Genomic DNA, 20,372 nt, shown 5'->3' with positions numbered 1-20,372 from the left:
GCGGGTAAACCAGCAGGAACCGGCCTGCCGAAGCGGACCGGTTCCTGCTGGCGGTGCTGGTGCCAGTGCTGCTGCGCTGCGTGCGGAATCAGTCCTGCAGGTCCACTTCGCGGGCCACCGATGCCCCGATTTCGACCTTCAGTTCTTCGAGGACGTCCTGTGGCACGGAGGAATCCACGGTCAGCAGCGACAACGCCTGGCCGCCCTCGGTGTTGCGGGCCACCTGCATGCCGGCAATGTTGATGTCCTTCTCGCCCAGGATCCGGCCCAGGGAGCCGATAACGCCCGGGCGGTCCTGGTAAATGAGCACGATGAGGTGCTCACTGATGGGAATTTCCAGGTCGTAGCCGTTGACGCCCACAAGCTTCTGGATCTGCTTCGGACCCGTCAGGGTCCCGGACACCTCCAGGCGGGTGCCGTCGGAAAGGGCGCCGCGGATGGTGAGCAGGTTGCGGTAGTCATCAACATCGGGGGTGGTCAGCAGGCGCACCTCAATGCCGCGCTGCTCGGCCAGGACCGGAGCGTTCACGTAGGAGACCTGTTCGGAAACGATGTCCGTGAAGATGCCCTTGAGTGCCGCCAGTTCCAGCGCCTTGACGTCCATCGCGGCAATCTCGCCGGCCACCTCAATGTCGATGGCGGTCACGGAGTCAGCCGAAAGCGCAGTGAAGATCCGGCCCAGCTTTTCGATCAGCGGGATGCCCGGGCGGACCTCCTCGGCGATGACGCCGCCGGCAACGTTGACGGCGTCCGGCACCAGCTCGCCGGCCAGCGCCAGACGGACGGACTTCGCTACGGAGACACCGGCCTTTTCCTGGGCCTCGTCTGTGGAGGCGCCCAGGTGCGGGGTGACAATAACGTTGTCCAGGGACTGGAACGGCAGGTCCGTGGAAGGCTCCTTGACGAAGACATCCACGCCGGCGCCGGCAATCTTTCCCTCGGTCAGCGCGGTGTAGAGCGCGTCTTCATCCACGAGACCGCCCCGGGCCACGTTCACCACATACGCGCTGTCCTTCATCTTTTCGAAGGCCTCGGCTCCGAGCATGCCCAGCGTTTCCGGAGTCTTGGGCATGTGGATGGTGACAAAGTCGGCCTGTTCCAGGAGCTCGTCCAGGGTCACCAGGCGGACATTCAGCTGGGCGGCGCGGGCCGGGGTGATGTACGGGTCATAGGCGAGGATTTCGGTGCCGAAGCCCTGCAGCCGGGCAGCCACCAGCGCGCCGATGCGGCCCAGCCCGATGATGCCGATCTTCTTTTCGAACAGCTCGGTGCCGGTGTACTTGGAACGCTTCCATTCCCCGCCCTTGAGCGCCGCACTGGCCTGCGGGATGTGGCGGGCCAGGGACAGGATGTGACCCACGGTCAGTTCCGCTGCGGAGATGATGTTGGACGTCGGGGCGTTGACCACCATGACTCCGGCCTGGGTTGCGGCCTTAATGTCCACGTTGTCCAGGCCCACGCCGGCTCGGGCAATGACCTTCAGGTTCTTCGCGGCGGCAATGGCCTCGGCATCCACCTGGGTGGCCGAACGCATCAGGATGGCGTCGACGTCGGCGATCGCGGAGAGGAGCTGGGAGCGGTCGGCGCCGTCCGTGGAGCGGATTTCAAAGTCGGGGCCAAGGGCCTCGACTGTGGCGGGCGAGAGTTCCTCCGCGAGGAGTACGACTGGTTTGGTGGCAGACACCGGTGACCTCTTTAGCTGTGGAAGATTCAGGTGGGGTTTTCGCACAGGAGGCCGGACCCAACGGGTCCGGCCTCCTTGCCGATTCGGCTTGCCTTTCGAGCCTAGCGCCTGCCTCCCGGGCAGACGTGAATCGGTGCTTCTGTTACGGCCGGCTACCGGGAAACGGAGCCCTCGGTGTAGTCGTCATCGGACTTGATCCAGGAGAAGAGCTTGCGCAGTTCGCGGCCCGTGGCCTCGATCGGGTGGTCTTCACCCTTCTGGCGCAGTGCCTTGAACTCCGGAGCGTCGGCGTCCTGGTCATCGATGAAGCGCTTGGCGAAGGCACCGCTCTGGATGTCCGCGAGGACTGCCTTCATGTTTTCCTTCACGCTCTCGTCAATGACGCGGGGTCCGGAGACGTAGTCGCCGTATTCGGCGGTGTCGGAGACGCTCCAGCGCTGCTTGGCGATGCCGCCTTCGACCATCAGGTCAACGATCAGCTTGAGCTCGTGCAGCACCTCGAAGTACGCCACCTCCGGCTTGTAGCCGGCCTCGGTCAGGGTTTCGAAACCGTACTGGATCAGCTGTGAAGCACCGCCGCAGAGCACTGCCTGCTCGCCGAAGAGATCAGTTTCGGTCTCTTCCGTGAAGGTGGTTTCGATGACGCCGGCGCGGGTACCGCCAATGGCCTTGGCGTAGGACAGCGCCAGTTCCTTGGCCTTGCCGGAGGGGTTCTGCTCGACGGCGATCAGGTCGGGAACGCCGCGGCCGGCTTCAAATTCGCGGCGGACGATGTGGCCCGGGCCCTTGGGTGCCACGAGGGCGACGTCGACGTCGGCCGGCGGCTGGATGTAGCCGTAGCGGATGTTGAAGCCGTGGCCGAAGAACAGGGCGTCGCCGGCCTGCAGGTTCGGGGCGATTTCCTCGGCGTAGACGAAGCGCTGGATCTGGTCCGGCGTGAGGACCATGATCAGGTCCGCTTCGGCGACGGCGTCGGCCACGTTCAGCACGCGCAGCCCCTCGGCCTCGGCCTTGGCGCGGGACTTGGAGCCTTCCTTGAGGCCAACGCGGACGTCGACGCCGGAATCACGCAGGCTGAGGGCGTGGGCGTGGCCCTGGCTGCCGTAGCCGATGACCGCGACGGTGCGTCCCTGGATGATGGACAGGTCGGCGTCGTCGTCGTAATACATGTCAGTCACAGTGTTCTCCTACTGAAGTTTCTTGGATAAAGGTTTGGAACGGAAAGCGGCGAAGCTAGGCGGTGCGCAGGTGTGCGCGGTCCCCCATGGACTTGGCGCCGCGGCCGATGGCCAGCGTTCCGGATTGAACTATTTCGCGGATGCCAAAGGGTTCAAGCACTGCAAGGAGCGCGTTGAGTTTTTCGGCGGTGCCTGTGGCTTCAACGATCAGCGAGTCGGTGGACACGTCAACCACTGAAGAACGGAACAGCTCGGCGGCCTGGGTTACCTGCAGCCGGGTTGCGGCATCCGCGCGAACCTTGACCAAGATGTGGTCGCGTTGCACGGAAGACTCGGGAACCAGTTCAACAATCTTGATGACATTGATGAGCTTGTTCAGTTGTTTGGTGACCTGCTCCAGCAGGTCACCCTCGGCCTCGACCACCACGGTGATGCGGGACAGCCCCGGCACCTCCGAGGGGCCCACGGCCAAAGAATTGATGTTGAATGCCCGGCGGGCAAACAGCGACGCTACCCGGGTCAGGACACCGGGAACGTCTTCGACCAGTACGGAAAGGGTGTGGCGTGCCATGGCCCTAGTCCTCCTCTTCCCATTTGGGTGTCATGTTGCGGGCAATCTGGATCAGGTCGTTGGAAACACCGGAGGGAACCATCGGCCAGACCATCGAGTCGCGGCTGACCACGAAGTCGATGACCACGGGGCGGTCGTTGATCGCCAGCGCCTGGCGGATGGTGTCATCGATGTCCTCCTCCCGCTCGCAGCGCAGGCCCGCACAGCCGTAGGCGTCGGCAAGCTTCACGAAGTCCGGGACGCGGACGGTGTCATGTCCGGTGTTCAGGTCCGTGTTGGAGTAGCGGGACTCATAGAAGAGGGTCTGCCACTGCCGCACCATGCCCAGGGAAGAGTTGTTGATGATGGCCACCTTGATCGGGATCTTGTTGATCAGGCAGGTGGCCAGTTCCTGGTTGGTCATCTGGAAGCAGCCGTCGCCGTCGATCGCCCAGACGACGCGGTCCGGGTTGCCCACCTTGGCGCCCATGGCTGCGGGCACCGAGTAGCCCATGGTGCCGAGGCCGCCGGAGTTGAGCCAGGCGCGGGGACGTTCGTACTTGATGAACTGGGCGGCCCACATCTGGTGCTGCCCCACACCGGCCACGTAGACGCCGTCGGGGCCGGTGAGGGCTCCGATGCGCTCGATGACCTTCTGGGGAGCAATGTGGCCGTCTTCGGGCTCGCTGTAACCCACGGGGTAGATATCGCGCAGCCGGTTGATGACTTCCCACCACGGTGCAATGTCCGGGCGTTCGACGGCGAATGCGGCGCGGACCGCCTCCGTCAGTTCCGGCATGATCTCCTTGACCGAGCCGACAATCGGCACGTCCGCCGGGCGATTCTTGGAGATCTCGGCGGGATCGATGTCCGCGTGGATGACCTTGGCACCGGGGGCAAAGGAGGACAGCACACCCGTGACGCGGTCATCGAAGCGCGCACCAAGTGTGATGAGCAGGTCCGACTGCTGCAGGGCCGCAACAGCCGACACCGAGCCGTGCATGCCGGGCATGCCGGCGTGCTGGCGGTGGGAATCGGGGAAAACGCCGCGGGCCTGCAGGGTAGTGACCACAGGCGCGCCCACCAGTTCGGCGAGCTCCAGCAGTTCTGCCGACGCGTCGGCCTTGAGCACTCCCCCGCCCACGTAGAACACGGGACGCTGCGAGGCAGCGATCAGGCGGGCGGCTTCACGGACCTGCTTGGAGTGGCCGCGGACCACAATCCGGTAGCCGGGCAGATCGATCTTAGGAGGCCAGGAGAACAGCGTCTTGGCCTGCTGGGCGTCCTTGGAAATGTCCACGAGCACCGGGCCGGGGCGGCCGGTGGTGGCAATGTGGAAGGCCTCAGCCAGGACCCGGGGAATGTCATCCGGGTTGGTGACCAGGTAGGAGTGCTTGGTGATGGGCATGGTGATGCCCACGATGTCGGCTTCCTGGAAAGCGTCGGTGCCGATGAACGCACTGGAGACCTGGCCGGTGATGGCCACCATGGGGACCGAGTCCATGTGGGCGTCGGCAATTGCGGTGACCAGATTGGTGGCTCCGGGACCGGAGGTGGCAATGCAGACCCCGGCCTTGCCGGTGACCATGGCATAACCTTCTGCGGCGTGACCCGCTCCCTGTTCGTGGCGGACCAGGATATGCCGCAGCTTGGTGGAGTCCATGAGCGGGTCATACGTGGGGAGGATCGCGCCGCCCGGCAGGCCGAAGATGTCCTCAACTCCGAGTTCCTCCAGCGCCCGCACAATGGCCTTGGACCCGGTCATCTCGGTGGGGGGAACCACATTGTTGGGGCCCTGAACCCGGTTGTCCGCGGCTTCTGACGGTATTGATACGGAGGAGGCAACATCACGTGTCTTTGCCGTGGCTGCCTTCGCAGCAACACTGACTTTGTTGGCCATCAGCGACGGGCTGATTGGCGATCCCTTACTCATAAAGACTTCCTTACGGATACTTATTCATGTGATCTGCTGCGGCGGCCGTTCGGACGGTTAGCCCGGGCCGGCTTTTCTGCTTTTGTCTGAAGCCAATAAAAAAACCCCTCGTGCCGGTTGGCTCCGTAGGGGTTCGCGCGTGACGTTCTTGCAAGCCGGCGGTTAGGCCACGCGCTTGATAAGGACGACGGGGACGATCTGCATGCCTTTCAGTCTTCCCGTCCCGCTACGGAGGTGTCAAACTTTTGAGACTCACGTCTCAGTATATGGACATCTTGTCCGCTTTGTGGACGCCCAGTTCCCCCTGGTCTCTGATCGAGTGCCGTAGTGCTGCCGGATTCCCCCGTCGAGTGACGCAGAGATGCCGCACAGACCGCCGGAAAACCGCGTCGTTCCTACACTCGACCGGTGGAACGAAGCGCGGGGCGCTCCGGCGCCCCGCGCTTCAGACAGGGTTTTAACCGCAGTAGGCCCCGGTGGAGGCGGAGTTGACCAGCTTGGTGTACTTGCCCAGGACGCCGGTGGTGAACTTGCCCGGCAGGGGCTTCCAGCCCACCTTCCGCGTTTCCAGCTCGGCCTCGTCCACCAGCAGGTCGAAGCTGCGGGCGGCGATGTCCACGCGGATCCGGTCGCCGTCCTTTACGAAGGCGATGGGGCCGCCGTCGACCGCTTCCGGGGCAACGTGGCCGATGCACAGGCCGGTGGTGCCGCCGGAGAACCGGCCGTCAGTGAGCAGCAGGACGTCCTTGCCCAGGCCTGCACCCTTGATGGCGCCGGTGATGGCGAGCATTTCACGCATGCCCGGCCCGCCCTTGGGACCTTCGTAGCGGATGACGACGACGTCGCCGGCGTGGATGTCTCCGTTGTCGAGGGCATCCAGGGCGCCCTGTTCGCGTTCAAACACGCGGGCGGTGCCCTCGAAGACGTCGGCGTCGAAGCCGGCGCTCTTCACCACGGCGCCTTCCGGCGCCATGGAGCCGTGCAGGATGGTGATGCCGCCGGTCTTGTGGATGGGGTTGTCCATGGCGCGCAGGACCTTGCCGTCGGGGTCCGGCGGATCGATCTTTGCCAGGTTCTCGGCCACGGTCTTGCCGGTGACGGTGAGGCAGTCGCCGTGAATCAGGCCGGCGTCGAGCAGTGCCTTCATGATCACGGGTACGCCGCCGATCTTGTCGACGTCGTGCATCACATACCGGCCGAAGGGCTTCAGGTCACCCAGGTGCGGAATCCGGTCACCGATGCGGTTGAAGTCCTCCAGCGTGAGGTCCACCTGCGCTTCGCGGGCAATGGCCAGCAGGTGCAGGACGGCGTTGGTGGAGCCGCCGAAGGCCATGGTCACGGCAATGGCGTTCTCGAAGGCCTTCTTGGTCATGATGTCGCGGGCAGTGATGCCCTTGCGCAGCAGGTTGACCACGGCTTCGCCGGACTTGCGGGCAAAGTCGTCGCGGCGGCGGTCTGCCGAGGGCGGCGCAGCGGAACCGGGGAGGGACATGCCCAGGGCCTCACCGATGCAGGCCATGGTGTTGGCGGTGTACATACCGCCGCAGGCGCCTTCTCCCGGGCAGATGGCACGTTCGATGGTGTCGAGGTCCTTGAGGCTCATCTTGCCGGCGGCGCACGCACCCACCGCTTCAAAAGCGTCGATGAGGGTCACTTCGCGCTCGGTGCCGTCTTCCATCTTGGCGAACCCGGGCATGATGGAACCGGCGTAGAGGAACACGCTCGCGAGGTCCAGCCGGGCGGCAGCCATCAGCATGCCGGGCAGGGACTTGTCGCAGCCGGCCAGCAGGATCGATCCGTCCAGGCGCTCGGCCATCATGACGGTTTCCACCGAGTCGGCAATGACTTCACGGGAAACCAGCGAGAAGTGCATGCCCTCATGGCCCATGGAGATGCCGTCAGAAACGGAAATGGTGCCGAACTGCATCGGGAATCCCCCGCCGGCATGAACGCCTTCCTTTGCACCCTGGGCCAGGCGGTTCAGGGACAGGTTGCAGGGGGTGATTTCGTTCCAGGAACTGGCAACGCCGATCTGCGGCTTGGCGAAATCATCGTCTCCCATGCCGACGGCGCGGAACATGCCGCGGGCCGGGGCGGCATGGATCCCATCGGTGACGACTCGGCTTCGGGGTTTGATGTCAGGGGTATTATCCACACTCATATTCCCGATCTTAGGACCATCGCGATGTTTCCCGGGGGCATGTGACGGACGCGCTTCGCGGTTGTTACGGCGGGTTAAGGACGCATGACAAGTGGATGTCCATGCAGGTGTTGCCGCCCCGGGCTTCCGTCCATCGGGCCCGGTGTTCATAGACTGGAGGCATGACCTCGGCACCAGAACCCCGCAACCGGCCCTCCAGCGATGAGATCAAGGCTGTGCTCCGGCATGTGTTCGAGTCGCAGATTCCCAATTACGGCGATTACAACCTCGTGTGCGCAGGTCCCGGCGGCGACGGAGCCGACACCTACTATGTCGTGGGCTACCGCTGGCGCCCCGCCGAGCTGGTCTTCGCACCCTTCTCCACCGGCACCCTGGCCGGCCTTGAAGCACCCACGGCAGTCAATTCGACCAACCTTTCACACACCGAGGAAGTGGAGGCCGGAGACTACGAGGTGGGGACGAACACCGGCCGCATCTTCCGTTTCCAGGTTCAGGGCAGCGCCCCGCTTCCCGATGACGGCCAGGCCGGCAGGGTCATTGAACAAGATCTGGACCTGGAGGACTTTGAGTCCTTCCTGGAGCATTTCCTGACCCTGGCCTGACGGCCGGTCAGGCCAGCGCGGCGGGTCAGGCCAGTACGGCCGTCAGGCAGGATGGCTGCTCAGGCCCAGGGACCTCGCCGGACGAGGTTCTCGGGTTCCTCACCGCGGGCCAGGCGGCCCACCTGCTCCTTCAGCAGCTTTTGGATGCGCGGCACAAAGGCTTCGGTGTTTCCTCCGACGTGCGGGGTGATGATGGCGTTGGGCGCCTTCCACAGGGGGTGATCGGCCGGCAGCGGCTCGGGTTCCACGACGTCGAGCGCCGCATGCAGCCGGCCGGAAAGCACTTCCGCGGTGAGCGCGTCCGTGTCCACCACCGGGCCCCGGGCGACGTTCACCACGAGGGAGCCGTCCGGCAGCGCCGCCAGGACCTCCCTGCCGATGAGGTGCCGGGTCTCGCCGGTCAGCGGAGTGATGACCACGAGAACCTCCGCGGTCCGGGCAAGCTCCACGAGTTCCTCGGTTCCGTGCACCGTTCCGTGCTCATCGGTCCGTGCCCTGGTTCCCACCCGGGTCAGCTCCACTTCGAAGGGCTCGAGCCGCCGGGCGATCGCGGCGCCGATGCCGCCCACGCCGACCATCAGCACACGGCGGTCCGCCAAACCGGGGTAACGACTGCTGCTCCAGGTTCCGCTCTGCGCGTTTCGCACGGCGTCGTCAATGCCCCGCAGGCTGGCAAGCATCAGCGTAAGTGCCAGCTCCGCAGTGCCCGCAGCGTGCACCCCCGCCGCACTGGCAATGGCGACGCCGGGTGCCACCAGCTCCGGGAGCCCGTCATAACCGGTGGTCTGGGCCTGGATCATTTTCAGCCCAGGTACCCGGTCCAAGGCCTGGCGCCAATTGCGGCCGGCAGCGTACGGCAGCACGACGGCGTCGATCTCACCGTAGTCCAGCCCCTGCGGTTCACCTGCCAGGTCCCAGACACCGGCCCGGATGCCTTCCGGCAGGGGGCGCAGTGACTCAAGGAGGTCTTCGCTGGGAACGGTAATGGTCTGCACGGGACGAAGTTGCTCACTCATGCCTGACAGCCTAGCGCCGACGGCAAACTGTCCGCCGACCTCTGGACAGGGGACGGAAACCCACCGTAACGTCAAAGACCGGGCCGGTATGGCCTCCCCGTCTCCCCTTCGTTGTCGCCTTGTCCCCTTTGTTCCCGCGGTGGTGCCAGCTGCGGGAGAGTCCGGAAGAGCAGATACGTGAAACGTTCGTCCCTGATTGCATCCGCCGCCGTTTCTGCAGCGGTCCTCACCGCGGCGTCGTCGGTGCTGCGCCGGCTGCTGCAGCACGGCGTTGTAACGAAAGCCCTGCACCCGGCGATGCCGGTTACGCCTGTACCCCGAGATTCCGTAACAGCCACAGCTGCCCAAACGCCCGCGGAAACAGATTCCGGCCCCGGGAATCCTGCAGCCGCAGGCGGCGGCAGTGCGGGGCTGCCGTCGCGGACCTGGCTGGTGGATAACAGCGAGGACTGGGACGGCAGTCCGGTGGAGCTCGTGGTTCCCCCTGGATCAGGACCGCAGGAAGCAGAACCGGGGGCGCCGCTGCCCTGATTTTCACATCGATTTTTCTTTTGGGGAGAAGTACTGGTAGTGTTTCATGTCGTTGCGGAGAGCAAATCGAGCAAAAAAGTTCGGCTTGCACCACCAAAACAAAATGCACCTCTAGCTCAATTGGCAGAGCATCTGACTCTTAATCAGAGGGTTCCGGGTTCAAGTCCCGGGGGGTGCACCAATCTAAACCCCGACTCATCGGCAGCACGCCGATCGGTCGGGGTTTTTTTGTGCCCGACCATCCGCAGCCCAGCCGCCCCATTGCCGTGGGCCCGCAGCAGGACTGCAACCTATGACCTGCATCTCACTGTGCGATTTGCGGCTCCCTGCGTTCGCGGAAACGGTAAAAGGCTGGTAATGTTGTTTGTCGTTGCGGATGACAAATCGCCGGTTTTACCGGTGAGGCGGCAAGGCAGCAAATGCACCTCTAGCTCAATTGGCAGAGCATCTGACTCTTAATCAGAGGGTTCCGGGTTCAAGTCCCGGGGGGTGCACCAAAAGCAAGGAGCGGCTCAGCTCGGTGAAAACCGGCGGGGCCGCTCTTTTGTTGTTTGCGGGCTCTGCTGTTTCAGGCTCCAGCACCGGCAGCGCCCGCCGCTGGACAAAGCAAAAGGCACGCCCCGCTGCGGGACGTGCCTTTTGCGCAAAAATCCTTAAGCGGTCCCGGACGCTTTCGCCTCCGCACCGTCAGCGGCTTCATCGGAGGCAGGTTCCTGTGCCGCAGTGGCATCGGCTTCCGGCGTAACCACGGGAATTGGCAGGCCGGGAACGTCCACAGCCACCTGCCAGCGCGGGTTTCCGAGCTCCCTGATGACATTGCGGAGCTGGCCGCGCAGCTGTTCGGACATGAGCTCCCCGCCGTCGGTCAGCGTGCTCTCGATGTCCTGTGCCTCGCGCAAAACTTCAATGCCCTGCGGGGTGATGGACACCATGTGGCTGCGCCGGTCCAGATCATTGCGGACGCGGACCACGTGCCCGTGAGTTTCCAGCCGGGAGAGGGTTTTACCCATTGTCTGTGCCTGGACGCGGACGATCTGAGCCAGTTGCGCTTGGGTCATGGGTCCCTGGGAGTCAAGAACTCCCAGCGCGATGACTCCCGCGTGGGTCACGCCGATTCGGACAAGCCTCTCGTTCCAGGCGTGTTCAACCAGGCGTGCCGCCGTTGACAACAGACGACCTGTGGGCCAGTGCTCCATATCGGGCATAAAACAGAACTCTTCCTTTCAGGGTGAGGATTCAATGGCCAATCGGATAACCTGCAAAACCCACCACATACTAGGATAGCCACCTTGGCCGTGCACTGTCGCCCTGTGACACAGCCGGACCTTCCATTAATAGCAAGGAGTGCCCCCATGCCCCGCCTGTCCCCCGGTGATACTGCCCCCGATTTCACCCTTCCGGCAACGGACCCTGCTTCCGTCTCGCTCGAGGGTTTCCGCGGCCGCAGCACAATCATCTACTTCTACCCGGCGGCAGCCACTCCGGGCTGCACCAAGGAAGCCTGTGACTTCCGGGATAATCTGAACAGCCTGCAGGATGCCGGGTACGCCGTCGTCGGAGTTTCTCCCGATCCGGTGCCGAAACTGGAGAAGTTTGCGGAAGCTGAGAACCTCAACTTTCCCCTGCTCTCAGACCCGGACCATGCCGTGGCCGAAGCGTACGGAGCCTGGGGCGAGAAGAAAAACTATGGCAAGACCTACGAAGGCCTGATCCGTTCCACTGTGGTTGTGGACCCGAACGGCAAGGTTTCGCTGGCCCAGTACAACGTCAAGGCCACCGGCCATGTGGCCAAGCTGTCGCGCGATCTCGGACTCGCCTAACCTCGGGTACACTGGAGGCTGGTTTTGCGGCTCTGCGCATTAAATATTGCTGAGGCGTAATCCCGGGCGCGAGTGGCGGAATTGGTAGACGCGCTGGATTTAGGTTCCAGTGTCTTCGGACGTGTGGGTTCAAGTCCCTCCTCGCGCACCATTGGAATGAGTCAGGACTTCGGTCGCTGGCGAGTCGCGAATATATGAAATACCCCGGTCTTCGGACCGGGGTATTTTTCTTTTCCTCCGCTGTCCTGCGCAAGCGGCAACCGGCCTTCCAGCCGGATCCGCAGTTCCCGGCGGCAGACCCAAAAACTTTTCCGGCCGTCCACCCATCCGGTTCCGGAGCCGGGCCGAAGACCTTCTGAGACCTCGCACCAAGAGGTGTTCATACCAACCAGGGGTTCCACCACCGGGAGCCCTCGCCAGAAGGAGAAAAACAATGGCTTTCAAGACCCGCCGGAACATGTCCATCCTCGGAATCGCCGCTGTCTCCATGCTGGGCATGGCCGCCTGCAGCACCGACTCCACCGACAGCTCGTCCACAAGCTCAGAATCGGGAATGGCATCCGAGTCCATGTCCCCCTCACCGTCGGAATCCATGAGCTCCGATCCCATGTCCAGTGAGTCCATGAGCGCCGACCCGGCAGCCAACCTCGTAGGCGGCAGCTGCGCCGACTACGCGGCGGCTGTTCCCGAGGGCGCCGGCTCCATCGAGGGCATGTCCCTTGACCCGGTGGCCACCGCAGCCTCCAACAACCCCATGCTGACCACGCTGACCGCTGCGGTCTCCGGCCAGCTGAACCCGGACGTCAACCTTGTGGATACGCTCAACGGCTCCGAGTTCACCGTTTTCGCTCCCACCGATGATGCCTTCGCCAAACTGGATCCGGCCACCATCGAGACGCTGAAGACCGATCCGGACCTGCTCTCCAGCATCCTGACCTACCATGTGGTTCCCGGCCAGATGACGCCGGATGAGCTGTCCGGCAGCTACGCCACCGTCAACGGTGAAGAAGTTGAGGTCACCGGCTCCGGCGACAGCCTCATGGTCAATGATTCGGCTGTGGTCTGCGGCGGCGTCCAAACCAAGAACGCCACCGTGTACCTGCTCGACACCGTGCTGATGCCGCCGATGTAATCCCCGCGGACGGCACAGGCCAAAGGCACCGGCAAGCAGGCCTTTGCAGCCAAAACCAAAGGCGGACACCCCTCTGGGGTGTCCGCCTTTTTGCGTGACCAAATTGTGACCCTGCCAAGGGTCCAAATACCTTTGTAATCTCCGTCACCCATTAGGCTCGGTCCATACGTTTGTGTCACACGACACACTTCGACACCACGCACCGCACGGCACCCGCCGTATTGCACGGGTATCTTTCGCCCCAGAGGAGTAAGACCATGTCACCTGTTGGCCGAACTATGAGCGGCTCCCGCCCAAGGCGGCGCGCCGCTGCCATCACCACCGGAATAGCCCTCAGCGCCCTGATTCTCTCCGGTTGCGCCCAGAGCGAGCGCGAGGAGGGAACGGGCGACGCCGCTGCGTCGGACGTTGACGGAACCTTCGTCTTCGCAGCGTCGTCGGATCCCAAGTCCCTGGACCCGGCTTTCGCCTCCGACGGCGAATCCTTCCGCGTCAGCCGCCAGATCTTCGAGGGCCTGGTTGGCGTCAAGCCGGGAACCGCGGATCCGGAACCGCTGCTGGCCAAGTCCTGGGAGACTTCCGAGGACGCACTGACCTACACCTTCGAGCTGCAGGACGGCGTCACCTTCCACGACGGCACTGAGTTCAACGCTGAAGCCGTTTGCGCCAACTTTGACCGCTGGTACAACTTCACCGGCATCCAGCAGGCTGAAAGCCTTGCCTACTACTACAGCAAGCTGTTCAAGGGCTTCTCCGATACCCCGGAGACCGCAACCTACAAGTCCTGCGAAGCCACCGGTGACACCGAAGCGGTAGTGACCCTCGCCAAGCCGTTTGCGGGATTCATCGCGGCGCTCTCACTCCCGGCCTTCTCCATGCAGAGCCCGACGGCGATGGACCAGTACGCGGCCAACGAAGCTTCCGGCACGGCCGAGGCCCCCACGCTGACCGAGTACGCCAAGAGCCATCCCACCGGAACCGGCCCCTTCAAGTTCGAGAACTGGGAAGTCGGCAACCAGATCACCCTCTCCGCCAATGAGGACTACTGGGGCGATCAGGGCCAGGTCACGGACATCATCTTCCGCGTCATCGACGATCCCAACTCCCGCCGCCAGTCCCTCGAGGCCGGCACCATCGACGGTTACGACCTCGTGGCTCCGGCTGACACAAAGTCGCTGGCCGACGCCGGGTACAACGTGATGGCCCGCGAGCCGTTCACCATCCTCTACCTCGGCATGAACCAGAAGGTTGAGGAGCTGGCGAACCCGCTGGTGCGCCAGGCGATCGCTCACGCGATCGATAAGCAGGCCCTGGTGGACCAGACCCTGCCCGAGGGCACCAAGGTGGCCACCCAGTTCATCCCCGACGTGGTCAACGGCTACAACGAGGACGTGACCGAGTACGACTACGATCCGGAGAAGGCCAAGTCCCTGCTGGCCGAGGCCGGCTACCCGGACGGCTTCTCCGTGGACTTCAATTACCCGACCGGCGTTTCCCGCCCGTACATGCCGACGCCGGAGCAGGTCTACACCAACATCACTGCCCAGCTCGAAGAAGTGGGCATCACGGTCAATCCGCAGCCGAACAAGTGGTCCCCGGATTACCTGGACCGTGTCCAGGCCTCCGAAGACCACGGCATCCACCTGCTGGGCTGGACCGGCGACTACAACGACACCGACAACTTTGTCGGTGTGTTCTTCGGCGGCGAAAAGCCCGAGTTCGGGTTCAACAACCCGGAGATCTTCGGCGCGCTGGAGGAAGCCCGCCAGGTCAGCAGCCTCGAGGAGCAGACTCCGCTCTACGAGCAGATCAACGAGGACATCGCTGAGTTTGTGCCGGCCATACCGCTGGCACACCCGGCTCCCTCACTCGCCTTCAACGAGCGCGTGGTTTCCTACCCCGCCAGCCCGGTGAATGACGAAGTGTTCAACAAGATCGAACTCAACAAGTAAGCAGCACAGGGCCGGGGTCTCTTCGGAGATCCCGGCCCTTTCACTGTTTCCCTTCCTTCATACAGCGCCTCTACCACGCTGAGAAAGGACACCTGTGCTGCAAGTCATCGGCAAACGTCTTCTCATGCTGATTCCCACACTCATCGGTTTGTCCATCCTGTTGTTCGTCTGGGTCCGCAGCCTTCCCGGCGGCCCGGCCACTGCTCTGCTCGGCGACAAAGCAACGCCGGAAGCGATCGCAAGGATCAACGCCGCCTACGGCTTTGACCGCCCCCTTCTGGAGCAGTACTTCGTATACGTCGGCAAGCTCCTGCAGGGCGACTTCGGCGTTTCCACGGTCACCGGCCGGCCCGTGCTGGAGGAGTTCGCGACCCGTTTCCCCGCGACACTGGAACTGTCCCTGGTGGCGCTCATCTTTGCCATCGGCATCGGGATCCCGCTTGGCTACCTCGCGGCAACCCACTACGGACGCTTCTGGGATCATTCCTCGGTGGTGCTTTCGCTCGTGGGAATCACCATCCCGGTGTTCTTCCTGGCCTTCATCCTGAAGTGGCTCTTTGCCATCCAGCTCCCCTGGTTTCCCCCGGACGGCAGGCAGAATCCGCGCATTGATGCCACCCACATCACGGACTTTTACATCCTCGACGGGTTGCTAACCCGGGAATGGGACGCGTCCTGGGACGCGCTGATGCACCTGGTCCTGCCCGGAATTGCCCTGGGCACCATCCCGCTGGCGATCATTGTGCGCATCACCCGCGCCTCCGTCCTGGAGGTTCAGGGCGCTGATTATGTGCGCACCGCACGCGCCAAGGGCCTGATGGAGAAAACCATCCGCGGCCGGTTCGTCCTCCGCAACGCCATGCTTCCGGTGACCACCACCATTGGACTGCAGACCGGCCTGCTGATCTCCGGTGCCGTACTGACGGAAACGGTGTTTGCCTTCAGCGGTATCGGCAGATTCCTGCGTGATGCCATCTTCAACCTCGACTATCCCGTGCTGCAGGGATTCATCATTTTCATCGCCATCGCCTATTCATTGATCAATCTGATCGTTGACGTGTCCTATGGCTTCATCGACCCGAGGGTGAGGGTGCAATGAGTACAGTTCTCCCACCGGCTCCCGGCGGCGCCATCCGCCCCGACGAGCCCGCAACACCGGCCCAGGCCGACACCCGCGGAACGGGTATGTGGCGTTCCGCCTTCAAGCGGCTGCGCCGCAATCCGGCGGCCATTGCCGGGGCCGTGATTATCGGCCTGTTCATCCTGGTGGCCATTCTGGCACCGGTGCTGGCACCGTTCGGCGGTGACGATCTTCCGGGACGGACGGACATCACCCCCACGTCCATCCCCGGACCCGGCGAAATTGACGCCTACCCGCTGGGACTGGACCGGTTCGGCGGCGACGTCCTGTCCAAACTCATCTGGGGCGCCCGCGCCTCACTCATCATCGGTGTCATTTCCACAGCGCTGGGACTGGCGGGTGGCATGCTCCTGGGCATCATCGCCGGCGGAATCGGCGGCTGGGTGGACAACGTCATCATGCGCTTCGTGGACATCCTGCTCTCCGTCCCGAACCTGCTGCTGGCGGTGAGCATTGCCGCCATCCTGGGGCAGAACACCTACGCCATCATGATCGCCATTGGTGTTTCCCAGATCCCGATCTTCGCCCGCCTGCTGCGCTCGTCCATGATTTCCCAGCGCAGCGCCGACTACATCCTTTCGGCGCAGTCCCTGGGCCTGAGCCGGCGCACCATCACCATGAGCCATCTGCTGCCCAACAGCATGGGTCCGGTGATCGTGCAGGGCACCCTGACCCTGGCGACGGCTGTCATTGACGCCGCCGCCCTGTCCTTCCTCGGCCTCGGCGGCGGCAAGCCGCAGACGGCGGAGTGGGGGCGGATGCTGACCTACGCACAGAATGAACTGGCCGTGGCACCGCAGCTCGCGTTCCTTCCCGGCATCTGCATTGCGGTCACCGCACTCGGATTCACCCTTCTGGGCGAGTCCCTGCGCGAAGCACTGGATCCCAAGACCCGGAAGAAGTAGCCCGGATCAACACGGCAAAAGAGGTGGCGCCCGTTGCGGGCGCCACCTCTTTTGTCTCTTTGGTGCCGGTCTCCTTCTAGGAGGCCATTTCACCCTCGCCGATGTTCAGCTCATTGCCCGGAATGGAAGCAAGCAGTTTCCGGGTGTACGGGTGGCGCGGGTTGGAGAAGACTTCCTCCGAGGTGGCCGCTTCCACCAACTCGCCGTCCTTCATGACGCACACGTAGTCGGAGATCAGCCGGACCACAGCCAAGTCGTGGGAAATGAAGAGGTAGCTCAGGCCCAGTTCAGCCTGCAGATCTCCAAGGAGTTTGAGGATTTGAGCCTGCACCAGCACGTCCAATGCCGAGACCGGCTCGTCACAAACAATCAACTCGGGCTTCAGCGCCAGGGCACGGGCAATTGCCACGCGCTGGCGTTGGCCGCCGGACAGCTCTGCGGGATACCTGCCCAGCATGGAGTGCGGCAGTGCCACCTGGTCCATCAGCTCCCGGACTCTTTCGGCACGCTCGCTCTTGGAGCCCCGCTTGTAGGTTTTGAGCGGTTCATCAAGAATCCGCGCAATGGTGAACATCGGGTCCAGGGACGAATACGGATCCTGGAAAATCGGCTGCACACGCTGCCGGAAGTCCCGCAGCTTCGCCTTTTCCAAGGAGGCAACGTCCGTCCCGTCAAAGGTGATGGTGCCGCTGGTCGGATCAACCAGTTTGAGCAGCATCCGGGCGGTAGTGGTCTTACCGGAACCGGATTCACCCACAATGGCGACGGTCCGGCCGCGGGGAATATCCAGCGTGACGTTGCGTGCGGCGTAAAAGTCTTCGGAGCGGCCGCGGATCTTGTAGACCTTGGTCAGGTCCCGGATTTCCACGATGTTGTCCGGCACGTCAGCTCCGGACAGGCCGGTACCGTCTCCCCCGGCGGTCTGCTGAGGTGAGGCGGCCGCCGCAGCCGCCGTGCCGCCGTCGTCCGCCGCCGTCCCCGTTCCGCCCTCATGCTCGGCATACACCTGCTCCGCCAGCCGCAAACGCTGAGCGGCCGGGGCCTTGAACGCGCCCGGGCTCAGCCGCACCGCGGCAACGCTGGGAGCTGCGGCCACCAGGGACTGGGTGTAGGGATGCTGCGGATCCTCCAGCAGCTGCCGGGCCGGCCCGTGCTCCACGACAAGACCCCGGTGCATCACCACGAGCTCGGAGGCGCGCTCCGCTGCCAGCCCGAGGTCATGCGTGATGAGCAGGACCGAGGTGCCCAGCTCCTCCGTCATGTTTCCGATCTGGTCCAGGATGGTCCGCTGCACAGTCACGTCCAGGGCAGACGTGGGCTCATCTGCGATCAGCAGCCGCGGCCGGCAGGCCAGTCCAATGGCGATCAGTGCCCGCTGGCGCATGCCGCCGGAGAACTCGTGCGGATACTGCTTTGCCCGCTCGGCGGCGTCCGGCAGCCCGGCGGCAGTCAGGACCTCAATGACTTTGCGGTCCACGTCCTTGGAAGTGGCCATGCCGTGGACGAGCAGGGTTTCCGCAACCTGGGTGCCGATCTTCGTGACGGGGTTCAGGTTGGACATGGGATCCTGCGGCACCAGTCCGATGGACCGGCCCCGGATGGCGCGCATCTTGGATTCCGGCATCCCCACCAGCTCGGTGCCGTCGAAGCGGATGCTTCCGGCCGCCACTTTGCCGTTTCCCGGGAGCAAACCAATTACCGCCATGGCCGTGGTGGATTTACCGGAACCGGACTCACCCACAATCGCCAGCGTTCCTCCGCGCGGAAGGCTAAAGGAAGCATTCTTAACGGCTTGGACTTCACCGTCGGTGGTGCGGAAATTAACCGCGAGATCGGTCACCTCAAGCAGGGGTGAATCAAGGCTGATTTCAGTCATTTCCCTATCCTGCCTTACTTACAGCGGCAATGTGAGCAGGGTCTCACCAGCGGGTGCCTGTTTTTTTATCATTTAGACTGGCAATCCACGCACAAAACCAAGAGAACCAGACGCGCCCATTGACGGAGCGTAGGAGAATAACCGCTGTGACAGATTCCGGCATGGGCCGCCGCTCCTTCCTTCGGGCCGGTGCACTGCTTGGTGCGTTGGCTCTCGCCGGATGCACGGCAACCCCTCCCGACGGCATTGCCACGGCCTCGCCCACCGGCAGCCCCTCCGCATCAGCGCCGCAGGCCACCTTCACCTTCGCCACTGCGGCCCGCCCGTCCACTCTGGACCCCTTCCTGGCGACGGACACCGAAAGCCACCGGGTCAGCCGGCAGATCATGGAGGGCCTGGTGGGCGTGGACCCGCTGACCTCCGCGCCCGCTCCCCTGCTGGCAGAAAGCTGGACGGAGTCAGAGGACGGACGCACCTACACGTTCACGCTGCGCAGGGACGTCACGTTCCAGGACGGCGAACCCTTTAATGCCGACGCCGTCTGTGCCAACTTTGACCGCTGGTACAACCTCCCGGTGTCCGCCCGCGGATCAGGCAACCTTGCCTACAAGGCCGTCTTCAACGCCTTTTCCGACAGCCCGGAGCTCGCCGTCTACAAAGCCTGCACCGCTGTGGATGAATACACCGTCCAGGTGGAGCTGGCCACGCGCCTGACCGGGTTCATTCCCGCCCTGGCCGCGCCGGAATTTGCCATGGCCTCACCGGCCGCCCTGAAGCAGCACGCTGCCGACGCACTCAGCGTGGAAAAGGACGGCCAGAAGATTTCCGCCTACGGCCTGCACCCCGTGGGAACCGGTCCGTTCACCTTGGAGTCCTGGGAGGGTGATGAGGTTCGGCTGGCCGCCTACCCGGGTTACTGGGGCCGGCAGGGGCAGATCTCCACCGTGGTTTTCACCACCATGGCCAACCCCCAGACCCGCCTCCGCGCCCTGAAGACCGGCGACGTGGACGGTTATGACCTGGTGACCGTGGCCGACGTGGACGACCTTGCCCGCAACGGCCTGCAGATCCTGCAGCGGGATCCGTATTCGGTGCTGTACCTGGGCATCAACGAAGCTTTCCCCGGCCTGGATAACGTCAAGATGCGCCAGGCCGTTGCCCACGCCATTGATAAGGACGCGCTCCTGGACGGGCTGTTCCTCAACGGCACCAAGCAGGCCAACCAGTTTGTGCCGGAAAAGCTCGGCGTCAGCTCGGGAACCGTCACCAGCTACGGATACGATCCGGAGAAGGCTGCGGACCTGCTCAAGGAAGCAGGGTACGACGGCGCCGAGCTCCCCTTCTATTACCCGCGCCACGTCACGCGGGCCTACCTGCCGACTCCCGAGCGTGTCTACGCTGAACTCAGCCGGCAGCTCACCGCGGCGGGATTCAACATCAAGCCCGTGCCGGTGGAATGGTCCGATGACTACCTGCACAAGGTGCAGAGCAGCGGGGACCGCGCCTTCCACCTGCTCGGCGTCAGCGGAACCTATGACGACCCGGACAACTTCGTGGGCACCCTCTTTGGCAGCTACACCGAAGAGCTCGCCTACGACGACGCACAGCTGCTGAGCAAGATTGACCGGGCACGGACCCTGAAGGCCGGACCGGAACAGGCGGAGGCATATGAGGCGATCGCCGACCGCATTTCCACCCGGGTGCCGGCCATTCCGCTGGCCTTCCCCATCTCCGCGCTCGCACTTTCACCCCGGGTGGCCAGCTACCCCACGTCTCCGCTGCTCAACGAAGTCTTTAACCGGATCGAGCTCCGGAAGCAGTAGCCGTTCTCCTCACAGGCAACTTGCAGGGCGCAGGTGATTTTAGTAAGGACGCTTGGGGCGATACGCTT

At 63.8% G+C, this 20,372-nt stretch carries 16 protein-coding genes and 3 tRNA genes; 11 read left to right on the top strand and 8 right to left on the bottom strand.

What is annotated here, in order from left to right; translation table 11 throughout:
• Window positions 1-88: 88 nt before the first annotated feature.
• From serA to ilvD, 5 genes are all read right to left on the bottom strand, one after another.
• On the bottom strand, window positions 89-1,684 hold the full coding sequence (gene serA, locus ACIQXM_RS12420) for a phosphoglycerate dehydrogenase (protein ID WP_400931855.1): 1,596 nt from the start codon (window positions 1,682-1,684) through the stop codon (window positions 89-91).
• A gap of 152 nt (window positions 1,685-1,836) precedes the next feature.
• Window positions 1,837-2,862, bottom strand: coding sequence for a ketol-acid reductoisomerase (gene ilvC / locus ACIQXM_RS12415; RefSeq protein ID WP_400931853.1), 1,026 nt, complete (start codon window positions 2,860-2,862; stop codon window positions 1,837-1,839).
• A 55-nt stretch (window positions 2,863-2,917) separates the two neighbouring features.
• Entirely contained in the window at window positions 2,918-3,433 is a 516-nt protein-coding gene (gene ilvN / locus ACIQXM_RS12410) for an acetolactate synthase small subunit (RefSeq protein ID WP_400931851.1), read from the bottom strand.
• Between the two features lie 4 nt (window positions 3,434-3,437).
• Entirely contained in the window at window positions 3,438-5,345 is a 1,908-nt protein-coding gene (locus ACIQXM_RS12405; protein WP_400931849.1) for an acetolactate synthase large subunit, read from the bottom strand.
• Window positions 5,346-5,802: 457 nt separating this feature from the next.
• Window positions 5,803-7,506: a dihydroxy-acid dehydratase gene (gene ilvD, locus ACIQXM_RS12400; RefSeq protein ID WP_400931847.1), complete on the bottom strand. Its 1,704-nt coding sequence runs from the start codon at window positions 7,504-7,506 to the stop codon at window positions 5,803-5,805.
• Window positions 7,507-7,667: 161 nt separating this feature from the next.
• Here ilvD and ACIQXM_RS12395 point away from each other — a divergent pair, with 161 nt between their 5' ends.
• Window positions 7,668-8,108: a hypothetical protein gene (locus tag ACIQXM_RS12395; RefSeq protein ID WP_400931845.1), complete on the top strand. Its 441-nt coding sequence runs from the start codon at window positions 7,668-7,670 to the stop codon at window positions 8,106-8,108.
• 59 nt (window positions 8,109-8,167) lie between these two features.
• Here the strand turns inward: ACIQXM_RS12395 and ACIQXM_RS12390 are convergent, their stop codons facing one another.
• On the bottom strand, window positions 8,168-9,124 hold the full coding sequence (locus tag ACIQXM_RS12390; protein ID WP_400931843.1) for a 2-hydroxyacid dehydrogenase: 957 nt from the start codon (window positions 9,122-9,124) through the stop codon (window positions 8,168-8,170).
• 177 nt (window positions 9,125-9,301) lie between these two features.
• Here ACIQXM_RS12390 and ACIQXM_RS12385 point away from each other — a divergent pair, with 177 nt between their 5' ends.
• From ACIQXM_RS12385 to ACIQXM_RS12375, 3 genes are all read left to right on the top strand, one after another.
• A complete protein-coding gene (locus tag ACIQXM_RS12385) occupies window positions 9,302-9,655 on the top strand; it encodes a hypothetical protein (RefSeq protein ID WP_400931841.1) in 354 nt (117 codons plus the stop codon).
• A gap of 105 nt (window positions 9,656-9,760) precedes the next feature.
• A tRNA-Lys gene (locus ACIQXM_RS12380) sits at window positions 9,761-9,836 on the top strand.
• A 240-nt stretch (window positions 9,837-10,076) separates the two neighbouring features.
• Window positions 10,077-10,152, top strand: a tRNA-Lys gene (locus ACIQXM_RS12375).
• A 156-nt stretch (window positions 10,153-10,308) separates the two neighbouring features.
• Here ACIQXM_RS12375 and ACIQXM_RS12370 read toward each other — a convergent pair.
• Window positions 10,309-10,860: a MarR family winged helix-turn-helix transcriptional regulator gene (locus ACIQXM_RS12370; RefSeq protein ID WP_400931839.1), complete on the bottom strand. Its 552-nt coding sequence runs from the start codon at window positions 10,858-10,860 to the stop codon at window positions 10,309-10,311.
• 147 nt (window positions 10,861-11,007) lie between these two features.
• On the opposite strand from ACIQXM_RS12370, the gene bcp reads away from it, so the two are divergent.
• From bcp to ACIQXM_RS12340, 6 genes are all read left to right on the top strand, one after another.
• Window positions 11,008-11,475 carry a thioredoxin-dependent thiol peroxidase gene (bcp, locus tag ACIQXM_RS12365; protein WP_400931837.1) on the top strand — a complete coding sequence of 156 codons (468 nt, stop codon included), beginning with the start codon at window positions 11,008-11,010 and terminating at the stop codon, window positions 11,473-11,475.
• 66 nt (window positions 11,476-11,541) lie between these two features.
• A tRNA-Leu gene (locus ACIQXM_RS12360) sits at window positions 11,542-11,626 on the top strand.
• Window positions 11,627-11,908: 282 nt separating this feature from the next.
• Window positions 11,909-12,607 (top strand): fasciclin domain-containing protein, encoded by a 699-nt coding sequence (locus ACIQXM_RS12355; RefSeq protein WP_400931835.1) that lies wholly within the window; start codon window positions 11,909-11,911, stop codon window positions 12,605-12,607.
• Between the two features lie 278 nt (window positions 12,608-12,885).
• Entirely contained in the window at window positions 12,886-14,559 is a 1,674-nt protein-coding gene (locus ACIQXM_RS12350; RefSeq protein WP_400931833.1) for an ABC transporter substrate-binding protein, read from the top strand.
• Between the two features lie 94 nt (window positions 14,560-14,653).
• Window positions 14,654-15,658 (top strand): ABC transporter permease, encoded by a 1,005-nt coding sequence (locus tag ACIQXM_RS12345; RefSeq protein ID WP_400931831.1) that lies wholly within the window; start codon window positions 14,654-14,656, stop codon window positions 15,656-15,658.
• Entirely contained in the window at window positions 15,655-16,605 is a 951-nt protein-coding gene (locus tag ACIQXM_RS12340; protein WP_400931829.1) for an ABC transporter permease, read from the top strand. The genes ACIQXM_RS12345 and ACIQXM_RS12340 overlap by 4 nt, the downstream gene beginning before the upstream one ends.
• Before the next feature lie 76 nt (window positions 16,606-16,681).
• Here the strand turns inward: ACIQXM_RS12340 and ACIQXM_RS12335 are convergent, their stop codons facing one another.
• Window positions 16,682-18,481, bottom strand: a complete 1,800-nt coding sequence (locus tag ACIQXM_RS12335; RefSeq protein WP_400931827.1) for a dipeptide ABC transporter ATP-binding protein — start codon at window positions 18,479-18,481, stop codon at window positions 16,682-16,684.
• A gap of 146 nt (window positions 18,482-18,627) precedes the next feature.
• On the opposite strand from ACIQXM_RS12335, the gene ACIQXM_RS12330 reads away from it, so the two are divergent.
• Window positions 18,628-20,304 carry an ABC transporter substrate-binding protein gene (locus ACIQXM_RS12330; protein WP_400931825.1) on the top strand — a complete coding sequence of 559 codons (1,677 nt, stop codon included), beginning with the start codon at window positions 18,628-18,630 and terminating at the stop codon, window positions 20,302-20,304.
• Window positions 20,305-20,372: the final 68 nt, after the last annotated feature.

Origin of the sequence: Arthrobacter sp. NPDC097144 (assembly GCF_044762205.1) — a bacterium.
Lineage (GTDB): Bacteria > Actinomycetota > Actinomycetes > Actinomycetales > Micrococcaceae > Arthrobacter_B.
This window is presented reverse-complemented; position numbering and strand designations above follow the sequence as displayed.